This window comes from Streptomyces sp. NK15101, from assembly GCF_020400725.1.
Classification (GTDB): Bacteria; Actinomycetota; Actinomycetes; order Streptomycetales; family Streptomycetaceae; genus Streptomyces.
Window position 1 is genome coordinate 20,942 of the sequence record NZ_JAINVG010000067.1, and the last position, 22,074, is coordinate 43,015.

14 protein-coding genes and 1 tRNA gene are annotated in these 22,074 nt (G+C 72.4%); 8 read left to right on the forward strand and 7 right to left on the reverse strand.

Translation table 11 applies throughout. The annotated features are described in order from the left end of the window. Window positions 1–5: 5 nt before the first annotated feature. The 3 genes from K7G60_RS28470 to K7G60_RS28480 all read right to left on the reverse strand — a co-directional run bounded on the left by K7G60_RS28470 (window position 6) and on the right by K7G60_RS28480 (window position 10,546). A complete protein-coding gene (locus K7G60_RS28470; protein WP_225803824.1) occupies window positions 6–6,443 on the reverse strand; it encodes an RHS repeat-associated core domain-containing protein in 6,438 nt (2,145 codons plus the stop codon). Window positions 6,444–6,668: 225 nt separating this feature from the next. Further along, window positions 6,669–10,295 (reverse strand): LamG-like jellyroll fold domain-containing protein, encoded by a 3,627-nt coding sequence (locus tag K7G60_RS28475; RefSeq protein WP_225803825.1) that lies wholly within the window; start codon window positions 10,293–10,295, stop codon window positions 6,669–6,671. Between the two features lie 163 nt (window positions 10,296–10,458). Beyond that, window positions 10,459–10,546 (reverse strand) — tRNA-Leu (locus tag K7G60_RS28480). 209 nt (window positions 10,547–10,755) lie between these two features. On the opposite strand from K7G60_RS28480, the gene K7G60_RS28485 reads away from it, so the two are divergent. From K7G60_RS28485 to K7G60_RS39270, 3 genes are all read left to right on the forward strand, one after another. Continuing rightward, a complete protein-coding gene (locus K7G60_RS28485; protein WP_225803826.1) occupies window positions 10,756–12,081 on the forward strand; it encodes a M20/M25/M40 family metallo-hydrolase in 1,326 nt (441 codons plus the stop codon). Between the two features lie 128 nt (window positions 12,082–12,209). After that, the gene (chpH, locus tag K7G60_RS28490) at window positions 12,210–12,443 is read left to right on the forward strand and encodes a chaplin ChpH (RefSeq protein WP_225803827.1); all 234 of its coding nucleotides are present in this window, start codon (window positions 12,210–12,212) and stop codon (window positions 12,441–12,443) included. Between the two features lie 140 nt (window positions 12,444–12,583). Beyond that, window positions 12,584–13,414, forward strand: a complete 831-nt coding sequence (locus K7G60_RS39270; protein ID WP_225803828.1) for a chaplin — start codon at window positions 12,584–12,586, stop codon at window positions 13,412–13,414. 82 nt (window positions 13,415–13,496) lie between these two features. Here the strand turns inward: K7G60_RS39270 and K7G60_RS28500 are convergent, their stop codons facing one another. Beyond that, entirely contained in the window at window positions 13,497–13,685 is a 189-nt protein-coding gene (locus K7G60_RS28500) for a DUF5703 family protein (RefSeq protein WP_015032473.1), read from the reverse strand. A gap of 47 nt (window positions 13,686–13,732) precedes the next feature. Between K7G60_RS28500 and K7G60_RS28505 the strand changes: the two genes are divergently transcribed. After that, window positions 13,733–14,392: a hypothetical protein gene (locus K7G60_RS28505; protein ID WP_225803829.1), complete on the forward strand. Its 660-nt coding sequence runs from the start codon at window positions 13,733–13,735 to the stop codon at window positions 14,390–14,392. A 60-nt stretch (window positions 14,393–14,452) separates the two neighbouring features. Here the strand turns inward: K7G60_RS28505 and K7G60_RS28510 are convergent, their stop codons facing one another. Both K7G60_RS28510 and K7G60_RS28515 read right to left on the reverse strand, forming a co-directional pair. Next, on the reverse strand, window positions 14,453–16,603 hold the full coding sequence (locus K7G60_RS28510) for a helix-hairpin-helix domain-containing protein (protein ID WP_225803830.1): 2,151 nt from the start codon (window positions 16,601–16,603) through the stop codon (window positions 14,453–14,455). After that, window positions 16,600–17,577, reverse strand: a complete 978-nt coding sequence (locus tag K7G60_RS28515; RefSeq protein ID WP_225803831.1) for an aldo/keto reductase — start codon at window positions 17,575–17,577, stop codon at window positions 16,600–16,602. The genes K7G60_RS28510 and K7G60_RS28515 overlap by 4 nt, the downstream gene beginning before the upstream one ends. Window positions 17,578–17,705: 128 nt before the next feature. Here K7G60_RS28515 and K7G60_RS28520 point away from each other — a divergent pair, with 128 nt between their 5' ends. Then, the gene (locus K7G60_RS28520) at window positions 17,706–18,755 is read left to right on the forward strand and encodes an LLM class F420-dependent oxidoreductase (protein ID WP_225803832.1); all 1,050 of its coding nucleotides are present in this window, start codon (window positions 17,706–17,708) and stop codon (window positions 18,753–18,755) included. Between the two features lie 222 nt (window positions 18,756–18,977). After that, window positions 18,978–19,763, forward strand: coding sequence for a ferritin-like domain-containing protein (locus K7G60_RS28525; protein ID WP_225803833.1), 786 nt, complete (start codon window positions 18,978–18,980; stop codon window positions 19,761–19,763). 22 nt (window positions 19,764–19,785) lie between these two features. On the opposite strand, the gene K7G60_RS28530 is transcribed toward K7G60_RS28525, so the two are convergent. After that, entirely contained in the window at window positions 19,786–20,778 is a 993-nt protein-coding gene (locus tag K7G60_RS28530) for a magnesium and cobalt transport protein CorA (protein ID WP_225803834.1), read from the reverse strand. 205 nt (window positions 20,779–20,983) lie between these two features. On the opposite strand from K7G60_RS28530, the gene K7G60_RS28535 reads away from it, so the two are divergent. Then, window positions 20,984–21,673, forward strand: a complete 690-nt coding sequence (locus K7G60_RS28535) for a histidine phosphatase family protein (protein WP_225803835.1) — start codon at window positions 20,984–20,986, stop codon at window positions 21,671–21,673. A 67-nt stretch (window positions 21,674–21,740) separates the two neighbouring features. Beyond that, window positions 21,741–22,074: DUF3090 family protein (locus K7G60_RS28540; protein ID WP_225803836.1), on the forward strand; the 334-nt coding region annotated here is incomplete at its 3' end.

Consider the following 22,074-nt stretch of genomic DNA (forward strand, 5'->3'; position numbering starts at 1 on the left):
GCATCTCAGTACTTCTTGGTGGCGCCCTCGTACCACTTGTTCGGGCCGCTCAGCGGGAACATGGAGACGAACTCCCCGCTGTTCTTGGTGATCACCAGGTCGTCGCCCTTCTTGTAGAACCAGTAGTCGTCGGAGCCGCCCTGGCCGGGCCGGTACGGGCCCTGCTTCACCTCGTCGGGGGACGAGCGTACGTCCTTGATGCGCTGCTCGTACCACTGGCGGGCCGCGGCGTCACCGGGGTGCTTGCCGTAGTCCTCGGCGTGCTTGCCCCACTTCTTGCCGAGCTGTTTGCCCTCGGCGCCGATGAGGGCCGGACCCGGCACCGGCGGGGGTGCCGTCTTGGGGACGTCCGCCTTCTTCGTGCCGCCCTTGATGATCTTCTTGACGATCCCCTTCAGCAGGCCGCCGATACCGGTCAGCCACGAGACCGTCTCGGCCGCCTCGGCCGTGTCCTTGTACTCCTTGGACCCGACGTCGACGCCCGCTTCCTTGGCCTTCTCGCGGTAGGTCTCCTGCACGCCGCAGTCCGCGCCGAACCAGCACCACGGCTCGGTGGCGTACTCGATGGCGTCCAGGGTGCCGGTGGCGAAGTCGCCGAGTCCGCCGGCCATGTCCCTGAGCGTCTCGCCCAGCGGCTTCGGATCCGACGGCTCCTTGTTGTCGCAGATCCCGTAGTTGCGCTGGATCGCGGGGCAGCTGTCGCCCGACGCGCTCGCGTAGTTCGCGCTGCCCATGGTGGACAGACCGGCCCGCGACCCGGTCCGGGACGCGCGCTGGCTGGCCTGGTAGCGGACGTACGCGTGCACGATCGCCGCCACGTACCGCACGACCGCCCGGATGAGCCGGATCAGCGAGCCGAAGAACCGGCCGTCCGGGTCGGAGAAGGCGACGGGGTTGTTGTTGCTGTAGGCGTAGCCGTTGACCTGCTGCGGATCCGACAGGTCGGTGACCGGGTCGGCGCTGATGAAGCGCCCCGTCACCGGGTCGTACTCCCGCGCCCCGAGATGGGTGAGCCCCGTCGGGTCCTGCGTTCCGCCGACGAATCCCTTGTCGCCGACCCACCGGGTGGGCTGGGTGCCCCGGGACTCGCCGAACGGCTGCGAGTGCCGGCGTGTGACCGCCTGCGTGGCCGCGTCGACCTGCACGTTCGCCGTGCCGTTGTGGTCGGTGCTCAGCCACGTCAGCGACTGCGGCGTCCGCACCGCGACGACCGCGCCGCCGTGGCTGTAGTAACGGGTCGCCTCGACCTTGCCGGTCGCCTTGTCGTGGCGCAGTTCCGTCTCGCCGAGGTAGAGCGTGGTGCCCTTGGCGTCGCGGCGGATCAGCCGGTTGCCCTCGGCGTCGTTCAGGAACGTCGTCTCCGAGCCGTCGGCCTCCGTCACCTTCGCGAGGTCGTTCTCCGGGCCCCAGGCGAGGTTCTGGGTCCTGCCCCCGACGGTCCGCGTCTCGGTGTTGCCGGACGCGTCGTAGGTGTAGCTGGTGGCGGGCTTGGCCGCGTTCGCCGGGCTGGTCGTGGTCGACCCCAGGAGGTGCGGACGCGCCGTGCCCTCGGCCGTGGTGCGGTCGTAGGCGTACGTGGTGGTCGTCGGACCGCCCGCCGCGAGGTGGTCGGTCACCGTCTTGCGGTTTCCGGCGCTGTCGTACGTGAACGACTGCCAGTACGGGGCGACGCCTCCGACGCCGGCCGTGGTCGGCGCCGTCGCGCAGTCGGTCGTCGCCGTCCACGCGCTCTTCAGACGTCGGTGCCCGTCGTAGGTGAAGCACTGCTTGTCACCGGCGGCGGTGGAGCGGTCGTCGATCTCGACCGGGTTGCCGGCGGGGTCGTAGCGGTAGTACGTGTCCGCGTCGGTGCCGCTGTTGGACTCCGACACCACGGTCTGGCGGGCCAGTCGCTTGGTGCCGTCCTCGTACGAGCTGTTGATCTCGGTCCACTTGGCGGTGGAGGAGACGCCCAGCGTGATCCTGGTGCGCTCACCCGCCGGCAGGTAGTCCGTGCCCCGGACGATGCCGGTCAGACCGTCCAGCGTGGTCGGCAGGCGCTGCGCGTTGTAGCCGTAGGTCAGCACCTCCGAGGCGAGCCCGCCCATGGCCGGCAGGGTCCGCTTCTGCGGGGTGCCGTCCAGGTTGTAGGCGTTGGTGATCGTGTACGTGCCCGTACCGGCCACCGGGCCCTCGCCGGTGCTGATCGTGTACTGCTCCTTCAGCACCCGGTACAGCGGGTCGTAGGCGGCGTTGGTGACCGCGTAGACCTTGCCGTTCTTGCCGCCGTCGTAGCGGATCGAGGAGGTGGGCTGGCCGAGGGCGATGGTGTCGTACGACCAGCGCGCCAGGTACTTGGAGTCGTCGATCGTCGGCACCCCGTTGACCAGCGGGATGCGGCCGGAGAGCCGGCCGGTCGGCCGCCCGAGCACGTCGTAGGTGTGGCTGAGGACGTTGCCGCGGGCGTCCTCCGTGACGGAGACCCGGTCGAACCGGTCGTACTCGCGCCGGGTCCTCCCCGCGTCGGGGTCGACGGCATCGGTTTGGCGGCCGAGGAAGTCGTAGCCGTACTCCCACGCGTTGCCGTCGCTGTCCTGCACCTTGGTCAGGACGTCGTCCCGGCCGTAGGAGTAGGTCAGGCGGGTGTAGGCGCCGGTCGCCCTGTTCCCCTCGTACTCCCGCTTCTCCGCGAGCCGTCCCCTGCTGTCGACCTCCTCGCGCACCGCCGGCGCGCCGACGGGCGGTTCGACCGTGGTCGCGTTGCCCTCGTACGTCGTCGTCGTGCGGGAGTGCTCCCGGCCCTGGGTCAGGACGATCTCGGTGGTGACCCGGCCGGCGCCGTCGTAGACCTTGCGCGTGCCCGCGGGCGACGCGGTCAGCAGCGTGGCGAGCTGGCCGGACGGAGCGGTCGTGTCGATGTAGTCCACGGAGGACTCGACCTCGAGACCGCGGGTGTCGTAGGTCGCCTCCGAGATGACGCGGCCGGTGCCGACGGCCGCAGGCGTCTGGGTCTGGCGGGGCCTCAGCAGCGCGTCGTAGATGCCGTACGCCGTCTGGTAGGTGGTGCCGTCGTTGTTGAGCGACTTGGTGGCCACCCAGGACGCGGCCGTCTTCTGGATCTTGTACTCGAACTTCCGGCTGGCCGTCTGGGTCGCCCGGTCGCGGTCGGCGAACCAGACGTCGGTGAGCCGGCCGAGCGCGTCGTAGGCGCTCTCGGTGCGCTTGCCGTTGGGGTCGATGCTGACCGTGTTGGAGCCCCAGTCGGGTGCGATCTCGGTCGTCACCACGTGGTTGAGGGCGTTGGTCTCCTTCTTCCCGGTCAGCGGTCCGCCGGTGGCGGGCGTGTAGTCGATGTGGTTGGTGCGGTTCCCCGCCGTGTCCCACTCGTCGGTCACGCGCCCGAGCGCGTCGTACTTCGCCGTGCTGACGGTCTGCACCTGCGCGACGCCGTTCGCGTACCCCGTGACCCGCTCCTGCGCGGTGACGTCGCCCTTCGTCGGCGCCGCCCCCCACGCCTGGCCGTCGTACGACGTCCGCATGTCCGACACGACCTGCGTGGTGGCGGGGTCACCGGTCCTGACGGGCGTGGCGTCGCACCCGACGGAGACCTTCTCCACCCGCTTGACCGCGGTGAGCAGCCACGCCGTGGTGTTCTTCGCGTACTCGGTGCGGGTGCAGTCCTTCACGCCGCCGCCCTCGGTCTCCACGGTGAGCGGCAGACCGCTCTGCGTGTCGTACGTCGAGACGGTGGTGGACGTGATGGGCGCGGCGCCCGCGACCGGCGTCCGCGTGACCTCCTTGCCCGTGCGCGTCATGTAGGCGCGCACGGTGCCGTAGGAGTGGGCGACCGTGGCGGTGTTCTGCGACCACGGCGTGACGATCCTGCCGGAGACCTCCTCGCCGGCCGTGCCGTTGTACGTGATGGTCTCGCGCAGCTGGCCGGCGTACTGCTCCTCGTCGTTCACCGCCGTGCCCTGCGAGTCGGTGACGGTCTCGGTGCGGGTGGTGCCGTCGAGCTGCTTGTCGCCGTGCATGCCCCGGTAGTAGAGGCTGGTCGACTTCGAGCGGACGCCGGCCGCCTCGCCGGTCGTCGTGGTGACCTTCTGGAAGCCCCGCCAGACGCCCCAGGTGCGGTACTTGGCCGGGGTGATCGGCGACTGGTCGTCGTACGCCCAGGCACCCCCGCCGTGGTACGTGTAGTCGGTCTGCTTCAGCGGCGCGCCACCGGTCGGGTCGGACTCGGTGACCTGGGTGACCACGTACTTGTGGAACCAGTCGGTGCGCGGCTGCGGGTCCGTTCCCCCGGTGGGGTTGGACGGCGGGATCCACTTGACCGGGTAGCAGCGCTTGGTGTTCCTGTCGAGCGCGGCCGGGACGTTGGTGTCCGCGACGCACTCGGGCGCCGAGTAGTTCACCGTGAGGACGGAGCCCGTCTCCGAGGTGACGGTGCGGACGCGCCACTTGATGAACGGCGGCACGTCGTCACCGGTCTTGTCGACCCGGTTGTGCAGCTGGACGCCGGAGAAGGTGACCGCCGGCAGGGTGATCGGGGTGCTGCCCGAACGGCCCGTGTGCTGGATGGACTTGAGCCACAGGCCGGCGTTGGAGCCGTCGCCCGGGTCCGGGAACGACTGTTCGAGCGCCCAGTGGTTGACGTCCCGGTAATCGGTGTCGGCACCGGTGCCGGTGCCCTTGTAGACCTGCGTGGTGACGCCGGTGAGGCGCTTGCGGGTGAAGAAGGAGGGACCCGGCTGGTCGGTGCAGACGGTGTCCTTCGCGCAGATCTGGTCGTACGGCACGTCCGGCCACGCGGTGCGGTTGCTCGCGGTGAGGCTGGTGCAGGTCTCGCCGCCCGTGACCGGGACGCAGCGCTCGGCGACGGTGAACTTCACGCGGGCCGCGGCCGGCTGCGTGGTGGAGAAGACGGTGTCGGTGCGCTGGCCGTAGTCGATCCGCTTGAGCCAGCCGCCGCGGACGTACTCGGTGCCGTTGCCCGTGGTGCCGTTCTTGGCGTAGGAGTTCAGCTCCTTGTCGTACCAGTACGTCATGACGTTGCCGTGCGGGTCGACCACGTAGTCGAGGTTCCACCGCCACGCCTGCGTCTTGGCACGGCCGGAGAACGAGGTGCCGGCGTCGTAGCCGGGCTCGCCCGAGTCGTCGCCGAAGACCGGCACCGTCCACACCGAGTTGGTCTCCGGCTTGCCGGTGGCCCAGCCGGGCAGGCGGTTCTTGCCGAAGACGTACTGGGTGCCGTCGGTGGTGGTGACGGTCCAGTACTCGCCGTTGTCGTCGCTGTTGACGGCGCCCGTCGAGCGGACGACCCGCTCGCCGTCGTCACCCTGGAGACGCCAGGTGTCGGTCGCCTTGTCCTTGAGGACGAGCGTGCTGGACTTGCCGTTCAGGACGATGGAGGCGTTGTCCTCCTTCCAGCACTGGTCGAACTTGCCGTCCTGGCCGTCGTCGTCGCACGAGCCGTACGAGCGCTCGATGTACGAGGTCGGCAGGTCGAAGCCCTCGCCGACCCAGGACGGCTGGGCACTCGTGGCGGAGGTGCGGCCGTCGACGCTCTGCGCCGAGTAGCCGATCGACACCGACGGCGCGGGGCCCGCGGGAGCCGGGACGACGTCCATCGGGTACGACCAGGAGAAGTCGCCGTTGGACCCGCCGCCGCTCCACGTCGCCGACGGCGACAGCGGGGTGGCTTCGTAGGTGCCCTGGTCGGACGCGGTGCCGGCCGAGGCGGCGAGCACCGTGAAGGCACTCGCGGTGGGCGCCGGCGCGCTCTGCTTCGAGGTGGTCCGCCGCGGGGCCTGCCGCGGAGTGGTCACCTGCGCGGTGACCGTCCGGTCCGCCGTGTCGTTCGACGACGGCAGGGGGGTGGTGGCGCGGCAGGCCGGCTTCTCCGGGGTGGTCAGCGCGCAGTCGGGGAGCCGGACCATGCGCAGCCGGGAGGACCAGTTGCCGCTGTAGGCGTCGGCGAAGCCGCTGTAGTCGAGGCCCACCGAGAGCGCGGCCGGGTCGGTCGCGCCGTCCGCCCGGCGCACGGCGAGCACGACGCCGTCGATGCCGAGCCGGGCCGTCGCGGTCCGGTCGAGGATCCGTACCTCGGCCTTGGCCGGGGCGGTGGTCGCGGTGTCCGCCGGGGCGGACGCGGCGGCGGTCCGGCGCGTCGTGCCCTTCGAGGCGGGCTGCGGCCGTCCCAGGGCGACCGGCAGGGAACCGGCCCGGACCTCACCGGTCGCGCCGGTCGGTACGGTGACGGTCGCGCGGCCCGGGCTCGGCCAGTCGATCTTCTTCTCGGCCCGCTCACGGGTCTTCGCCGACGCCTGCCGCGTCGGGTCGGGAACGGCCCGGCGCATGAGACCGGGGCCGGACGCCTTCGCCCGCCCGTAGTCGGGCTTCGCGAGGGCGCTGTGGTCGCGTTCGAACGTCGGTGCCGGGGCTGCTCCCAGCAGGGTGGTCACGATGGCCGTGGTCACCGGAAGGGCGACCGCCGCTATGCGGCGGCGACTCGCCTTCCGCCATGACCATGACGACAGCACGCGTGTTGTGCCGGTCAAGGGGTCTCTCCGGGTTCGTGGGGGCGGTGGTGGGGCCCGGACGGACGGTCCGGCCCCACCACCGCGAGGAAAGGAAGGAGCGGTTGCTCCTGCCCGGCGGGCCCCGAAGGCTCCGCCGGGTCGGTCGGGTCAGCCGATGTCGACGGGCGGCTCGTCCACCGTCGCCAGCTGGGTGATCTCCGACTCGGACAGCACGCCCGCGTAGACCCGCAGGTCGTCGAGCTGTCCGGCCAGGCTGTTGCCCCACTGGCCGTTGTCGTGGCGCCGGGAGCCGGCGACCATCAGGGGCTGGTCGGACTGGAAGACGGTCTTGACGAAGACGCCGTCCTCGGCGCCCTCGCGCGTGCCGGCCAGGTAGAGCTTGGCGGACTGCTTCGCCGAGTCGAACACGGCGACCACGTGGATCCAGTTGCCCGGCGGGTTGACCTGCTCGGACGTCATGGTCGCGGCCGGCCCGCCGATCACGTCGGTCTCGTAGACGCCGAAGTTCCAGTCACCGACCGTCTCGCCGATCTCCTGGCGGTACCAGAGCCGGAAGGCGTTGCGCTGCAGACCGGGGTGCGCCAACACGGTGGCGGACTGGGCGTACGTGTTGTTCTCCAGTCGCGCCGGGTCCAGATAGGCCCAGCCGGCGATCGTGAAGCTGCCCGACTCGTCCAGCGCCACCGGGGAGGTCGCCGAACCCTGCTGGTCGGCCGGCAGGTTCAGCACCGTGCCGTGGGCCGACTCGTCCGCGAGGGCGAAGCCCGCGCCCGGGGCCAGGGTGAGCGTGTTGCCGTGGCCGGACTGGTCGGCGGCCGTCGTGCCCGAGGCGTTCTCCATGGTCCAGTGCGCCAGCAGGCCCGCCTGCGGGTGACCCGTCGCCGGGTCCTCCAGGTTGGCCTCGGACCACAGCTCGTCGGGGAAGACGACCCGGTTCCACGCCTGGACCTGGTCCACGTCGCCCTGGAAGAAGCTGCCCATGGCGCCGTTCGCGCCCTTGAACCGGCCGATCTCGAACGGGCCGGTGGCCGACCACGGCGTGGTGAACGCCGCCGTCGCCTCCAGACGGCCGTTGACGTACAGCCGGATCTGCGCCGCGTCGCGGTCGTAGACGCCGAGCACGTGCGTCCAGGCGCCCACCACACCGGGCCGCGACGACACGGCGCGCACGATGGTGGCGCCGTCGGAGGTGTAGCGGTTGAAGATCCAGCGGTCGTACGAGGCGGAGTAGTACAGCTGGAAGCCGCCGATCGAGGTGCCGTCCTGGCTGGCGATCGTGCTGATCTTGCCCCGGGTGTCCAGCTTCGCCCATCCGGAGACGGAGAAGCTGTTCGAGGTGTCGACGACCGGCCCCGGGGTCGCCGCGTAGGCGCCGGTGCCGTTGAGGTGCAGGCCGCCGCCGAGGCGGGCCGGCGTGGTCCAGGAGGCTCCGCCGCCGAGGGTCAGCGCGTGCGCGGTGCCGGCCGCGTTGTAACCGGTGGCGTCGAGCTTCCACTCGCCGACCGGGTTGGCGGCGGCGGCCACCTTGAACAGGTAGTCCTTGGTCGCGCTGGGGTTGCCCGCCGCGTCGAAGGTCTGCACGCGCAGGGTGTTGCTCAGCCGCTTGGTGGGCGTGATCTTGCGCGTGTAGGAGGCGGTGCCGGCGGTGAACGTCTTGCTCTCCAGCAGGACGCCGTTGAGCCAGATGTCGTAGCGCCGGACGTCGGTCGCGCCCGCGTTGATCGTGAACGTGCCGGTCTGGCCGACGCTCCCGGTCTCCGGGGACGCGTCGCACGTCGTCCCGGCGCACTCCGGGTACTCGGCGGAGGTGACCGTCGGCTGCGGCGGGGCGGTGACGTCCACCTTGAAGTAGCAGTAGCCCGACCACGGGCCGTACAGATAGCTGGTGGCGCCGTTCCAGGTGTACCGGTACTGGGTCCGCGCGCGGAACTTGTACGTGGTGCCGCTCGTCAGCGTCGCGGTCGGCACCGAGCCGGCCACCCCGCTCGCCGTCCAGGTGCTCGGGCTCAGTGCCGTCGGCGTGGTGCTGGAGCCCGCGTACAGCTCGAAGTTCGGCCGCAGGCTGGCGTTCGAACCGTCCACCGAGGTGGGGGTGGCCGTCAGGCGCGGCGTGGTGTCGCGGATCAGCGCCGGGGCGGTGGACGCGGAGCAGGCCACGTTCGGCTCGGACAGCTTCACCGACGACGGGGCGTCCGTCGGCGGCGATACGTAGGTGATGGAGAGCCGCGGCTTGCGGTCGCTCGTCGCCCGGTCGTCGGCGGGCGACATGAACTGCTTCCACGCGATGGGATCGGTGTCGCTGGCCGTCAGCCCGAGCGTCGTCGTGGTCGACTTCGCCTTCGCCGTGTAGGCGACCGCCGAGGTGGCGTTGAACTCGACGTCACCGTCGGGGCAGCTGGACGAGAAGCCCTTCGCCGCCGACACCTTGGTGACGTAGGACCAGCCGGTCGGCGGGTTGCTCCACGTCGTGGAGCTGGAGATCGGGTTGGTGCGGTAGAGGTTGACGTCTCTCTTCTCGCAGTTGGCCGACCAGATCTCGAACGCGGTGAACGTCGCGTTCAGGATGGTCTTGCCCGCGACCTTGCGGGTGTCGAACTGGAAGAGCGACTTCGCCTTCTTCATGTCCACGTAGGCGTCGTAGCCGACGCCCAGCGCGTGCGAGGTCTTCCAGAACGAGGTCCCCGCGGAGCTCGACCAGATCGTGGTCCAGCCGGTCAGCGAGGCGCTCACCGTCGGCGGGTCGATGACCACGGGGTAGGAGGTGTCGGCGGCGGTCAGGAAGGCGCGGTCCGGCCTCAGCGACAGGGCCGCGGAGGTCATGGAGACGTCCGCGACGGAGGTGCGGGAGCCCGGCTCGGGGAGCACGGCCCGCTCGGCGCCGCGCCCGGCGGGACGGTCCGCCCCGGCGGCGGCCGGAGCGGAACGCGCGGTGGAGGCGGACGCCGTGCCGGAGGCCGCGGCGCCGGCCGAGTCCCACATGAGCGAGCCGCTGCTGGAGAACACCGGGCGCCCGCCGGCGTCGAGCAGCGACACGCTGTCGCCCTGCGAGGTCCGGACGGAGAGGCCGGTCGTGCGGACGGGGAAACGTATCTCCGCCAGGGCCGGGTCGGCCGCCGCCCTGCGCGAGTGGACGACCAGGTTCTGGGTGAAGCCGTCGGGACGGACCTGCACCACCAGGTCGACGTCCGGGCGCACCGACCCGTACACGGCGGTGGAGCCGGTCACCCTCGGCGTCGGCAGCTTCCACGGCGACCCGAGCTCGTACGTCCTGCCGCCACGGCTGATCGTCGCCAGCGGGCCGGAGCCGCCGCCGGAGAGCACCACGTCCTGCGCGGCGCGCGGCGCCAGCCGGCCGTCGGCCCGCGCCACCAGCGCGGTGTCGACGGGTACCCAGCTCCCGCCCCTGCGGACCCGCTCGGGCACGGCCGAGGACTCGACCGTGAAGGTGCCGTCGGTGTTGGCGAAGACGCGGTCGGTCTCGCTCGTCAGCGACGCCACCTCGACCCGCCGCCCCTTGGCGACGGCCTCGGCGGAGGCCTTCTGTTCGGCGGTCCGCTCCGGGAGTTCGTCGTCCTGCCAGAACGCCCTGCCCCGGGCGGCGTCGTCGGCGCGGACGCTCGACGTCTTCTCGGGGGCCTCGGCGGAGGACCCCGGCACGGTGGCCGCCTGGGCGTCCAGGAGAGCCCCGCCCAGCACGCTCCCGGCGGCCAGCAACGCGACGGCGCTCGCCGTCGCCCCCCGCATCGCCCCGCGGCGATGCCTACGTGGTGTCACTCTTCCTCGCTCACAATCTGAGAATTCGGTGAAGATCGAATAAGCGGGAGTGACCATAGAGGGGACGTTGCCGCGGGGCAACGCCGGGGTGCCGGGTCGGTCGGGACCGTTTCCGGGCAACGCAGAACGCGGGTCACGACTGTGTCGTGACCCGCGTTCCGCATGGTGTCCGAGGGGGGACTTGAACCCCCACGCCCGATAAAGGGCACTAGCACCTCAAGCTAGCGCGTCTGCCATTCCGCCACCCGGACAAGGTGTCTGTCTTCCCGGCCGCTGGGCCCTTCCGACGAGGAAAACCATAGCAAACATTCGGGGTGGTCGATCACCACCCCCGGTCGGCCCCCGTCATGTGACAGCCGCATGTCGGGGGACCGGCGCCCTTGGGCGCCGAGGGGGCCACGCGGGAGGATGGAGGCGACCACCAAGCAATCACGTGGGGCACGTAGTGGGAGGAAGCAGCGTGAGCGAGTCGAACACGGCCCGGAGCGTCAGCGGCGAGGACGAGGTGGTGGACCTCTGTCGCGACCTCATCCGCATCGACACCAGCAACTACGGCGACCACTCCGGCCCGGGAGAGCGGGCGGCGGCCGAGTACGTCGCCGAGAAGCTCGCGGAGGTCGGACTCGAGCCGAAGATCATCGAATCGCACAAGGGGCGCGCCTCCACCGTCGCCCGGATCGAGGGCGAGGACCCGTCGCGTCCGGCCCTGCTCATCCACGGCCACACCGACGTCGTCCCGGCCAACGCCGAGGACTGGACCCACCACCCCTTCTCCGGCGAGGTCGCCGACGGCTGCGTCTGGGGCCGCGGGGCCGTCGACATGAAGGACATGGACGCGATGACCCTCGCGGTCGTCCGCGACCGGCTGCGCAGCGGCCGCAGGCCCCCGCGCGACGTCGTCCTCGCCTTCCTCGCCGACGAGGAGGCCGGCGGCACCTACGGCGCCCGGCACCTGGTCGACAAGCACCGCGACCTCTTCGAGGGCGTCACCGAGGCGATCGGCGAGGTCGGCGGCTTCTCCTTCACGGTCAACGAGAACCTGCGGCTCTACCTGGTCGAGACGGCCCAGAAGGGCATGCACTGGATGCGGCTGACCGTCGAGGGCACGGCCGGCCACGGCTCCATGACCAACGACGACAACGCCATCACGGAGCTCTGCGAGGCCGTGGGCCGCCTCGGCCGCCACCAGTGGCCGGTGAGGGTCACCAAGACCGTACGGAGCTTCCTCGACGAGCTGTCGGACGCCCTCGGCACCCCGCTCGACCCGGAGGACATGGACGCCACCCTCGCCAAGCTCGGCGGCATCGCCAAGATGGTCGGCGCCACCCTCCGCAACTCGGCCGCCCCGACGATGCTCGGCGCCGGCTACAAGGTGAACGTGATCCCCGGCCAGGCCACGGCGCACGTCGACGGCCGCTTCCTGCCCGGCTACGAGCAGGAGTTCCTGGCCGACCTCGACCGGATCCTCGGCCCCCGTGTGAAGCGCGAGGACGTGCACGGCGACAAGGCCCTGGAGACCAGCTTCGACGGCGCCCTGGTGGACGCCATGCAGTTGGCGCTGCGCGCCGAGGACCCGATCGCCCGCGCCGTGCCGTACATGCTGTCCGGCGGCACCGACGCCAAGTCCTTCGACGACCTCGGCATCCGCTGCTTCGGCTTCGCCCCGCTCCAGCTGCCGCCGGAGCTCGACTTCGCCGGCATGTTCCACGGCGTGGACGAGCGGGTCCCGGTGGACGGCCTCAAGTTCGGCGTCCGCGTCCTGGACCGTTTCCTCGACGCCTGCTGAATTCGCCCACGCGTTTGCGTGTGACCGGAAAGAGTGAATGAACTCAAGGGCTCGTAGCCCTCATGATTCCCCCTCGTTACAGGTGGTGCGGTCCGCGGCTGGGGCCGCATTGCCAACTAGGAGGAATAATGATCAAGAAGGTCGTCGCTGCTGCGGCTGCCACCGGCGGTCTCGTTCTCGCGGGTGCGGGCATGGCCGTTGCCGACGCGGGTGCCCAGGGTGCCGCCATCGGTTCCCCCGGCGTGCTCTCGGGCAACGTCGTCCAGGTGCCGGTTCACATCCCCGTGAACGTGTGCGGCAACACGGTCTCCGTGATCGGCCTGCTGAACCCCGCCTTCGGCAACACCTGCATCAACGCCTGACGTCGTGCCTCGCCCCGTGAGGGTGTGAGCCGGTCCGGCCCCGGAGTGCGTGCCATGCACTCCGGGGCCGGTGGCCATTTCCGCCCCGGGCCGTCCGCCCGGTGGCACTCTTTCGAAGCCGAGCAGGCAGGGAACAAGCTATGCGACAGGTCACGCGCAAGGGCCTTATCACCGTCGCGGCCGCCGGAGGCGTTTTCGCCGCCGTCGGCGGCGGATATGCGCACGCCGATTCCGGTGCGAACGGTACGGCCATGAATTCCCCGGGCGTCGCGTCCGGAAACTCCGTCCAGGTCCCGGTGCACGCGCCGGTGAACGCCTGCGGGAACACCGTCAACGTCATCGGGCTGCTCAATCCGGCCTTCGGCAACACGTGCGCCAACACCTCCCCGTCCGGCGGCGGCTCCTCCGTCGGTGGGCACACGTCCAACTCTCCCGGTGTGGGCTCCGGCAACACCGTCGAGGTGCCGGTCGACGTCCCGGTGAACGTCTGCGGCAACAACGTCACGGGCGTCGGCCTGGGCAACGCCGTCACGGGCAACGACTGCGCGAACGGCGGGGACACGGGCTACGGGGAGGAAGAGCCGGGCAATCCTGGGAACCCGGGCAACCCTGGGAACCCGGGCAACCCTGGCAACCCTGGGAACCCGGGCAACCCTGGCAACCCTGGGAACCCGGGCAACCCTGGCAACCCCGGGAACCCGGGCAACCCTGGCAACCCCGGGAACCCGGGCAACCCTGGCAACCCGGGCAATCCTGGGAACCCCGGCACCCCCGGCCACCCGGGCACCCCCGGCACCCCCGGCAACGAGGGCGGGCCGAACACTCCCGGTACCCACGTGGTCACTCCGCCGCGTGCCGTCGAGGAGCTCGCCGAGACCGGCTCCGGTCCGCTCGGCGTGATCGTCCCCGCCGGTGCCGGACTGCTGCTCGCCGGCTCGTTGATCTACCGCCGCGCCCGCAGCGCCGCCTGAGCCGCCGCGCTCACGCACCACGCACAGGGGCCCCGCACACCGCGGGGCCCCTTCCCGTTGTCTTCTCGTTGTCCGGTTCCGGCTACCAGGTCGCCCGGACCTGGCGGATGATCCGCCGCTTCAGCCGCACTCTGCGGCTCCCGTCCCGGTGCAGGCTCAGACGGTCCAACTCCCAGTGTCCGTACTCGGCATGGTCGGTCAGCAGCCGCGTGGCCTCCTTGCGGGAGACGCCGCGCGGCACGTACACGTCGACAAATTCGTATTCCGGCATCGCATCTATTGTGCGGGCACGGGCCCGGTACGGATAGCGTCTGTCCCATGTCTGATGCTGCGCAGCCCACCGCTGCCGAGGTACGTGCCGCCGCCGAGGCGGTCAAGACCGCACTGGACCGTCACCTCGCGGCGGTCGAACGCCGCACGGGAGACGACGACACGGCCGTCTACGAGGCCTTCAACGCCCTCGCCGCGGCCGCCGAGACGTACGACGAACTCCTCTACGACCGCTACGACGAGGTCACCCCCTTCGAGATCCCCGGCGCCGACGGCAACCTGCCGCCGTACGCCGGACCTGACGAACCTCACGCCCTCAGCCTTCTGATCCGCCGCGACTACGCCGTCGCCGAACCGCAGCGGCTGCTCGCCCAGGCCCGCCGCGTCGCCGAGCTCGACGACGACGCGGACACCCGCGCGGCCGCCAAGGCCGGCGTCTCGCCGCTCGCCGCCCTCGGCGTGCTCTTCGGCGAGTACGAGCCGGACGAGATCGCCTCCCGGCACAAGGAGTTCGGTCTGGAGGAGGGGGACTCCACGCTCTGGGTCACCGCCGCCGAGGAGCTCCCGGAACCGGGGGAATGGCTGGCCGCCCCCTTCGACCACGCCGACCCCGAGCGGATCGTCTGCCGCTTCGACGTCAGCTCCGTCTTCGACGAGGAGGACGAGGACGAGCCCGTGGACGCGGGAGCCCGCGGCGCGGACGCCTGACGGAACGCGGGAGGGCCGGGACACCGCGGATGGTGTCCCGGCCCTCCCGTCGTTCCGGGTCTACTCCCCGTCGGCGGCCAGCAGCGCCTCCAGGAGCGGCCTCAGCCGCGTCGTACGCTCCGGGGCCACCCCCTCGGCCACCGCGCGGGGCAGCGCCTGGTCCGCGCCGTGCACGACCGACAGATGGCGCTCCGCCCGGCCGAAGGCCGTGTACACCCACGGCCGGCTCAGGCCGGCCGCCGCGTCCCCCGGCAGCACCACGACCACCGCGGGCCAGCGCGTCCCGGCCGCCTGGTGTGCGGTGAGCGCCCAGCCGTGCCGCAGCTCCGGCTCCACCCGCTCCTTCGGTACGAGGAGCTCGTCGCGCCCGCAGCGCAGCCGCAGCCCCTCGGCGTCGGCCGAGAGCACCGTCCCCGTCACCGTGCGTCCCGGCGCGGGCGCGTACGCCACCCGGTCCCCGGGGTCGTAGCCGCCGAACCGGCCGGGCCCGGGGTTGAGCCGCTGCTTCAGGGCGGCGTTCAGCGCGCGCGTGCCGGCGGAGCCGCCGTGGCCGACCGTGACGACCTGCGTCTGCTCGGACGGCACCCCGATCGCCCGGGGCACCGAGTCCGCCACCAGCTGGACCGTGCGGTGCACGGCCTCGCCCGCGTCCCGCACCGGGACGATCACGACCTCCTTGCCGGGGGCCTCGACCCGGTTCAGCTCGCCGACGCCGATGCCCGACACCAGCTCGCCGAGCGGTCCCGGGTCGGGGACGCGGGAGGCGATCCGCGGACACACCCGGGACGCGAGCACGTCCGCGAAGACCCGGCCCGCGCCCGGCGCGCCGAGCACCTCCGGATCGCCGCTCAGCACCAGACGGCAGCTGTCCGGCAGCGACTCCACGAGCATCGCGCCCGTCTCCACGTCCAGCTGCGGGGCGTCGAGGACCACGAGCAGGTCCAGGGCGAAGGCGCCGTCCTCGTCCCGGCCGGGACCGGCCGTGCCGGACAGCAGCTCGGCGACCGTCACCGCCTCGGCCCCGGCGGCGCCGAGCGCGCTGCGCCCGCCGTCCGTGTGGACGGCCACCAGGGCGCGCAGCCCCCGCTCGCGGGCCGCCGCGGCGAGCGCCACCGGCTCGGCGCGGGCGGCCTCCCCGCCCGTGTGCAGGACGAGCCCGTGCGCCCCGGCGGCGCGCTCCAGCTCGCCGCCCTCCCAGGCCTCGGCCGTCGCCGTCCTGACCAGCCGGGCGAGACCGTCCGCGAGGCTCTCCTCCGCCAACGCGTACCGGTCGAGTCCGAGCAGCACGGGCGCGGCGGGCTCCCGCTCCGCGGCGGGCGCGGACGCCTCCTCGACGTCCTCGTCGTCGGGCTCCTCCGCCGTCTCCTCCTCCTGGAAGAGGAGGACCGCACCCTCGGAGACCGCCGTCTCGACCGCCTGCTCCGGATCGGGCACCGCGTGACCGGCGAGCCCGGCGCGCACGGCCTCGACCTCCAGCGCCGTGTGCCCCTGGACGGCGGCCCGCTCCAGGAGCCACACGGTCAGGGCGACCGCGCGGCGCGGGTCGCCGGGGCCGCACGCGGGGCCGAGCAGTGCCCGCGCGAAACCGTCGGCCTGCTCCGGCCGGACCCCCGGCACGGCGAGCAGCTGCCACGGGTCCTCGCGCAGCGCCGGGGCCGCGCCCTCGCCGAGGACGGCGGCGACCCGGCCGGCCAGCGCCTCCGGGGCGCCGCCCGCGGCGAGGACCTCGCGGACGGCGGCCGTGGTGCCGGGGGCCGGGGCCGTCGGCCGCTCCGGTGCGGGGGGCCGCACGGCCGTCGCCGGGGCCGGCCCGGCGGCGGGGCGGCGGGGCGCGGGCTCGGGTGCCTCGTAGAACGCGCTGCCCGAGGCGGTGCCGCCCTCGACGGCCCGGACGGCGGCGAGGAGGTCGGCCGCGGTGCCGCTCAGCTTGGCGCCGCTCGCCACCGAGCCGCTCTTCCCGGCCTTCCGGGCCTCGATCCTGGCCCGCAGCTCGCGCTGCGCGGCGAGCTCGGCCTGCGCCTCGCTCACCTCGGGCACGTCGGCGTCCCCGGCGGCCTCCGCCTTCCCGTCGTCGGCCGGCCCGGCGTCGGGCTCCTCGGCGGAATCCGGTCCCCCGGACGTGTCGGGGGCCGGGGTCCCGGCGGCTTCCTCCCGCAGGTCCTCGGTGGGCTCCGCGGCCTCGGGCGCGGTCTCCCCGGAAGGCTCGGTCACAAGGTGCTCCAGTCGTGATCCGGATAGCGGTGCACGGGCGCCGACACATCGTCCAGCGCCCGACAGATCTCGTCAGGAAGACTAAGCGCCTCCACTGACAGAGCGGCCGTGAGCTGCCGCGCCGTGCGCGCCCCGACGATCGGAGCGGTCACGCCGGGCCGATCGCGGACCCACGCGAGCGCCACGTGGAGCGGGGTCGTCGCGAGCCCGTCGGCCGCCGTCGCCACCGCGTCCACGATCCGGCTCGCCGCCTCGTCCAGGTACGGCTCCACGAAGGGCGCCATCGTCTCCGAGGCGCCGCGCGAGTCCGTCGGCGTGCCGCTGCGGTACTTCCCCGTCAGGACCCCGCGTCCCAGCGGGGACGAGGGCAGCAGGCCTATGCCGAGGTCCATCGCGGCGGGCAGCACCTCCCGCTCGACGCCCCGCTGGAGCAGCGAGTACTCCAGCTGCGCGCCGGCGAGCCGGGTGCGGTCGCCGCCCAGCTGCCAGGTGCCCGCCTTGGCGAGCTGCCAGCCGCAGAAGTTCGACACGCCCGCGTACCGCGCCCGCCCGCTGCGCACGGCGATGTCGAGGGCCTGGAGCGACTCCTCCAGGGGCGTGTACGGGTCGAAGGCGTGCAGCTGCCACAGGTCCACGTGGTCCGTGCCCAGGCGGGCCAGGGAGGCGTCGAGCGCGGCGAGCAGGTGCCCGCGAGAGCCGTCCGTGCGCCGGTCGGGGTCGGGGACGCTGCCGGCCTTGGTCGACAGGACGAGGTCCTGCCGGGGCACCAGGCGTTCCATCAGGCGCCCGAGCAGATACTCCGCCTCGCCCCCGCCGTACACGTCGGCGGTGTCCACGAGCGTGCCGCCCGCCTCCCAGAACGCCTTCAACTGCTCGGCGGCGTCGTGCTCGTCGGTGTCCCGGCCCCAGGTGAGGGTGCCGAGTCCGATGCGCGACACACGCAGGCCGGTACGTCCGAGATGCCTCTGCTCCATGGGCGCGAGAGTACTGGCCAGGGCACCACGCGGAGAGAGCCTGTGGACAACCGTGTCCTGACGGATGGCCCGTCCCCGCGCTAGAGTCCGGCCGAAGAGACGTTACCGATGGGTAAGGGGTGCGTGGAATGCGGCTCGGCATCAACCTCGGCTACTGGGGCGCCGGCATGGACGGCGACAACCTCGCCGTCGCCCAGGAGGCGGACCGCCTCGGCTACGACGTCTGCTGGGCCGCGGAGGCCTACGGCTCCGACGCCCCCACCGTCCTCGCCTGGGTCGCGGCGAAGACCGAGCGGATCGACGTCGGCTCCGCGATCATGCAGATCCCGGCCCGCCAGCCCGCCATGACGGCGATGACGGCGGCCACCCTCGACTCGCTCACCGGCGGCCGCTTCCGCCTCGGCCTCGGCGTCTCCGGCCCGCAGGTCTCCGAGGGCTGGTACGGCGTGAAGTTCGACAAGCCGCTCGCCCGGACCCGCGAGTACGTCGAGATCGTCCGCAAGGCCATGACCCGGGAGCGGCTCAGCTACGACGGCGAGCACTGGACCCTGCCGCTCCCCGGCGGCCCCGGCAAGCCGATCAAGCTCACCGTCCACCCCCAGCGCGAGCACATCCCGCTCTACATCGCCGCCATCGGGCCGAAGAACCTGGAGCAGACCGGCGAGATCGCCGACGGGGCCCTGCTGATCTTCCCCTCCGCCGAGCACCTGGAGGAGACCGCGCTGCGGCACCTGCGCGCGGGCCGCGAGAAGGCCGGCCTGACCATGGACGGCTTCGACGTCTGTCCCACCCTGCCGCTCGCCCTCGGCGACGACGTGACCGCGCTCGCCGACGTCTTCCGCCCGTACACCGCGCTGTACGTCGGCGGCATGGGCAGCCGCAAGCAGAACTTCTACAACCAGCTCGCCCAGCGCATGGGGTACGAGAAGGAGGCCGCCGAGATCCAGGACAAGTACCTGGCCGGCGACAAGACCGGGGCCGCGGCCGCCGTGCCCCACTCCCTGATCGACCAGACCGCGCTGCTCGGCTCCGTCGAGCGGATCGCCGAGCGGATGACGGCCTACGCGGAGGCCGGGGTCACCACCCTCACCCTCGCGCCGGCCGGCTTCACCCTGGACGAACGCCTCGCGGCCCTGCGGGCGGGCGTCGAGGCGATGGAGCGCGCGGGCCTGGCCTAGGGGCCTGTCCGGGAAGCACTGCGGCCGTGGTGGGGGCTCGGGGGTCTTCCCCGCCACGGCCGTCATGCAGCACAACGCTCCACCGGGCCCCCGGTTACGCCCTCGGGTCTCACTCTTTCGGCCGAGTCGCCGCACCCTCCTGTTGCCCGTCGACCGGGACCCGACTTGACTCGTACTTCCCGGACGTACCGGAGTGCGGGCGTCCGCACGGAGGTGGCGGCGATGCTCACGGCCAAGGGCCTGTTCCAGGAAATCATCGACAACGACGAGTCCTTCCGGCTCTTCTGTTCCATCGCCGCGAGCGGCGAGTCCCAGGGAGGCTGGGAGAACGCCCGGATCGCGGCCCTCGTCGCGCCCGGCATGCGCTCCCTCGCGCCCAAGATCACCCGGCACGGCGCCGACGAGGACAAGCACGGCCGGATCTTCAACGCGTTGCTGAAGAAGCGCGGCCTCGAACCCGTCCCCGTGCCTCCCGACACCGACTACACGATGCTGCTCGAACGCCGCGGCATCGGCCTCGCGCACGACAAGCTCCGCGCCGACCGGCCGCTGACCGAGGAGGACGTCATCGTCTACCTCGCCCACAGCCGGGTCACCGAGCAGCGCGCCGCCGACCAGATGGACATGCTCGTCACCCACTTCGGGGACCACCCCGAACTGGGCAAGGCCATCCACATGATCGACAACGACGAGGCGAACCACCTCGCCTACTGCCACGAGGAACTGCTCCGGCTCGCCCGCCAGGGCCACGGCCGGCTCATCCAGCGGACCCTGCGCGAGTCCGCCCTCGCCGAGATCCGGGTCTACCGCGACGTCAGCCTCGCCGTGATGCGCCACATGGGCCGCATCCTGAACTGGCCGAAGCCCAAGGCGGCCGTCCTCGCCGCCGGGATCCACGCCATGTACGCGTACGAGCGCGTCGCCGGCTGGCACAAGATGGTCGACCTGCGGATGCCCGAGCGGCTGAACGCCCTCGGCGGCCCCGCGACGCCCGCCCCCGCCTTCTGAACGCGCCCGGGGCGGGCGGGCCTCACATCCAGCCGCGTCGCTTGAACACCCGGTACAGCGCGACGACGATGCCCGTCATCAGGACGATCACCGCCGGGTACGAGCCCACCCAGTGCAGCTCCGGCATGTGCTCGAAGTTCATCCCGTAGATCCCCGCGACCATCGTGGGGACCGCGGCCATGGCCGCCCACGCCGAGATCTTCCGCATGTCGTCGTTCTGCCGGACCCCCATCTGCGCGAGATGGGCCGACAGCACGTCCGACAGGAGCCGGTCGAGGCCCTCCACCTGCTCGTTGGAGCGCAGCAGATGGTCGTTGACGTCACGGAAGAAGGGCTGCGAGCGCTCGTTCACGAACGGCACCACGCCGGCCGTCAGCCGGGCCATCGGCCCGGCCAGCGGACCGCTCGCCCGCCGGAACTCCAGGACCTGCCGCTTCGCCGTGTAGATCCGCTCCGCCGTGTTGGCCGGATGGCCCCCGGTGGGCGCGAAGACGTCCGCCTCCAGCTCCTCCAGGTCGACCTGGAGCTCGCCCGCCACGTCGAGGTAGTGGTCCACGATCGCGTCGCTCACCGCGTACAGCACCGCCGTCGGCCCGTGCTTCAGGACCTCCGGGTCGGCCTCGAGGCGCCGGCGCACCTCCGCGAGCGGCGCACCCTCGCCGTGCCGGACGGTCACGACGAACGAGTCGCCCATGAACACCATCAGTTCGCCCGAGGACACCCGGTCGCTCTCCGGCTCGTACACGATCGGCTTGAGCACCACGAAGAGCGAGTCGTCGTAGACCTCCAGCTTGGGCCGCTGATGGGCCTTCAAGGCGTCCTCGACGGCCAGCGGGTGCAGCGCGAACTCCGAGGCGACGTGGTCGAACTCCGCCCCCGACGGCTCGTGCAGCCCCACCCACAGGAACGCGTCGCCCGTCGCCCGCGCCTCCTCCAGGGCGTCGGAGAGGTCGGCGGGTCCGTCCGTACGGCGCCCGTCCCGGTAGATGGCAGAGTCCACGATCACGCGGCGCATTCTGCCCCGGAACGCCGCCGTCACGCATGCGCGGACGGCAGCCGGTCCCGGCGGAGGCCGCCCGGCGCCCGTGTCCGCCGACCGGTCGTGCTGCTCCCGCCCGCTTCCGCGTGTGCCGACCGGTCCCGGCGGAGACCGCCACGCACGCGCGTGCGGCGTCCCGCTCGCCCGCGCCGCCGCCCCCGTACCGCCTAGGCTGGCCCGCATGGCCACGCTGATCCTCGTCCGGCACGGACGCTCCACCGCCAACACCTCCGGGGTCCTCGCCGGGCGCACGCCCGGGATCGCGCTCGACGAGCGCGGGGCCGCCCAGGCCGCCGCCCTCCCCGGGCGCCTCGCGGACGTCCCGCTCGCCGCGGCCGTCACCAGCCCCCTCCAGCGCTGCCGGGAGACCCTGAGGCCGCTCCTCGACGCCCGCCCCGGCCTCCCGCTCCACGTCGAGGACCGGATCAGCGAGTGCGACTACGGCGACTGGTCCGGCCGCAAGCTGGCGGAGCTCAACGACGAGCCGCTGATGGAGGTCGTCCAGGGGCACGCCTCCGCCGCCGCCTTCCCCGGCGGCGAGTCCATGCGCGCCATGCAGGACCGCGCCGTCGAGGCCGTACGGGACTGGAACGCCCGCGTCGAGGCCGAGCACGGCGAGGACGCCACGTACCTCATGTGCTCCCACGGGGACATCGTGAAGGCGATCGTCGCCGATGCCCTCGGGCTCCACCTCGACCTCTTCCAGCGCATCCACGTCGACCCCTGCTCGGTCACCGCGATCCGCTACACGCGCCTGCGTCCCTTCCTCCTCCGCCTCGGCGACACCGGGGACTTCGCCGGGTTCGCCCCCCGGGAGCACCCCGGCGGCAACGGGGCGGCGGAGGTCGGTGGCGGTGCGGGCGCACCGTGATCCCCTCGCGCAGTAGGGTGGACGCGCCGTTGTAGTACGACTGTCGAGACTCAAGGGAGCCGGGAACGTGTCCCGTCAGGTGTTCCTCTACGACCCACCGGAGCGTTTCGTGGCCGGCACGGTCGGGCTGCCTGGCCGCCGGACCTTCTTCCTCCAGGCCTCCGCCGGCGGCCGGGTCACCAGCGTCGCCCTGGAGAAGACCCAGGTCGCGGCCCTCGCCGAGCGCATCGACGAACTCCTCGACGAGGTCGTCCGCCGCACCGGGGGCAACGCGCCCGTGCCCGCCGTCGCCCCCGCGGAGATCGCGGACACGGCCCCCCTCGACGTGCCCGTCGAGGAGGAGTTCAGGGTCGGCACCATGGCCCTCGCCTGGGACGGCGAGGAGCAGCGCATGATCGTCG

Coding starts and splice junctions, on each gene's coding strand:
- K7G60_RS39270 (WP_225803828.1), top strand. CDS start 12,584: ATGCGACAGGTCACGCGCAAGGGCCTTATCACCGTCGCGGCCGCCGGA.
- K7G60_RS28535 (WP_225803835.1), top strand. CDS start 20,984: ATGGCCACGCTGATCCTCGTCCGGCACGGACGCTCCACCGCCAACACC.
- K7G60_RS28500 (WP_015032473.1), bottom strand. CDS start 13,685: ATGCCGGAATACGAATTTGTCGACGTGTACGTGCCGCGCGGCGTCTCC.
- K7G60_RS28515 (WP_225803831.1), bottom strand. CDS start 17,577: ATGGAGCAGAGGCATCTCGGACGTACCGGCCTGCGTGTGTCGCGCATC.
- K7G60_RS28520 (WP_225803832.1), top strand. CDS start 17,706: ATGCGGCTCGGCATCAACCTCGGCTACTGGGGCGCCGGCATGGACGGC.
- K7G60_RS28505 (WP_225803829.1), top strand. CDS start 13,733: ATGTCTGATGCTGCGCAGCCCACCGCTGCCGAGGTACGTGCCGCCGCC.
- K7G60_RS28525 (WP_225803833.1), top strand. CDS start 18,978: ATGCTCACGGCCAAGGGCCTGTTCCAGGAAATCATCGACAACGACGAG.
- chpH (WP_225803827.1), top strand. CDS start 12,210: ATGATCAAGAAGGTCGTCGCTGCTGCGGCTGCCACCGGCGGTCTCGTT.
- K7G60_RS28530 (WP_225803834.1), bottom strand. CDS start 20,778: ATGCGCCGCGTGATCGTGGACTCTGCCATCTACCGGGACGGGCGCCGT.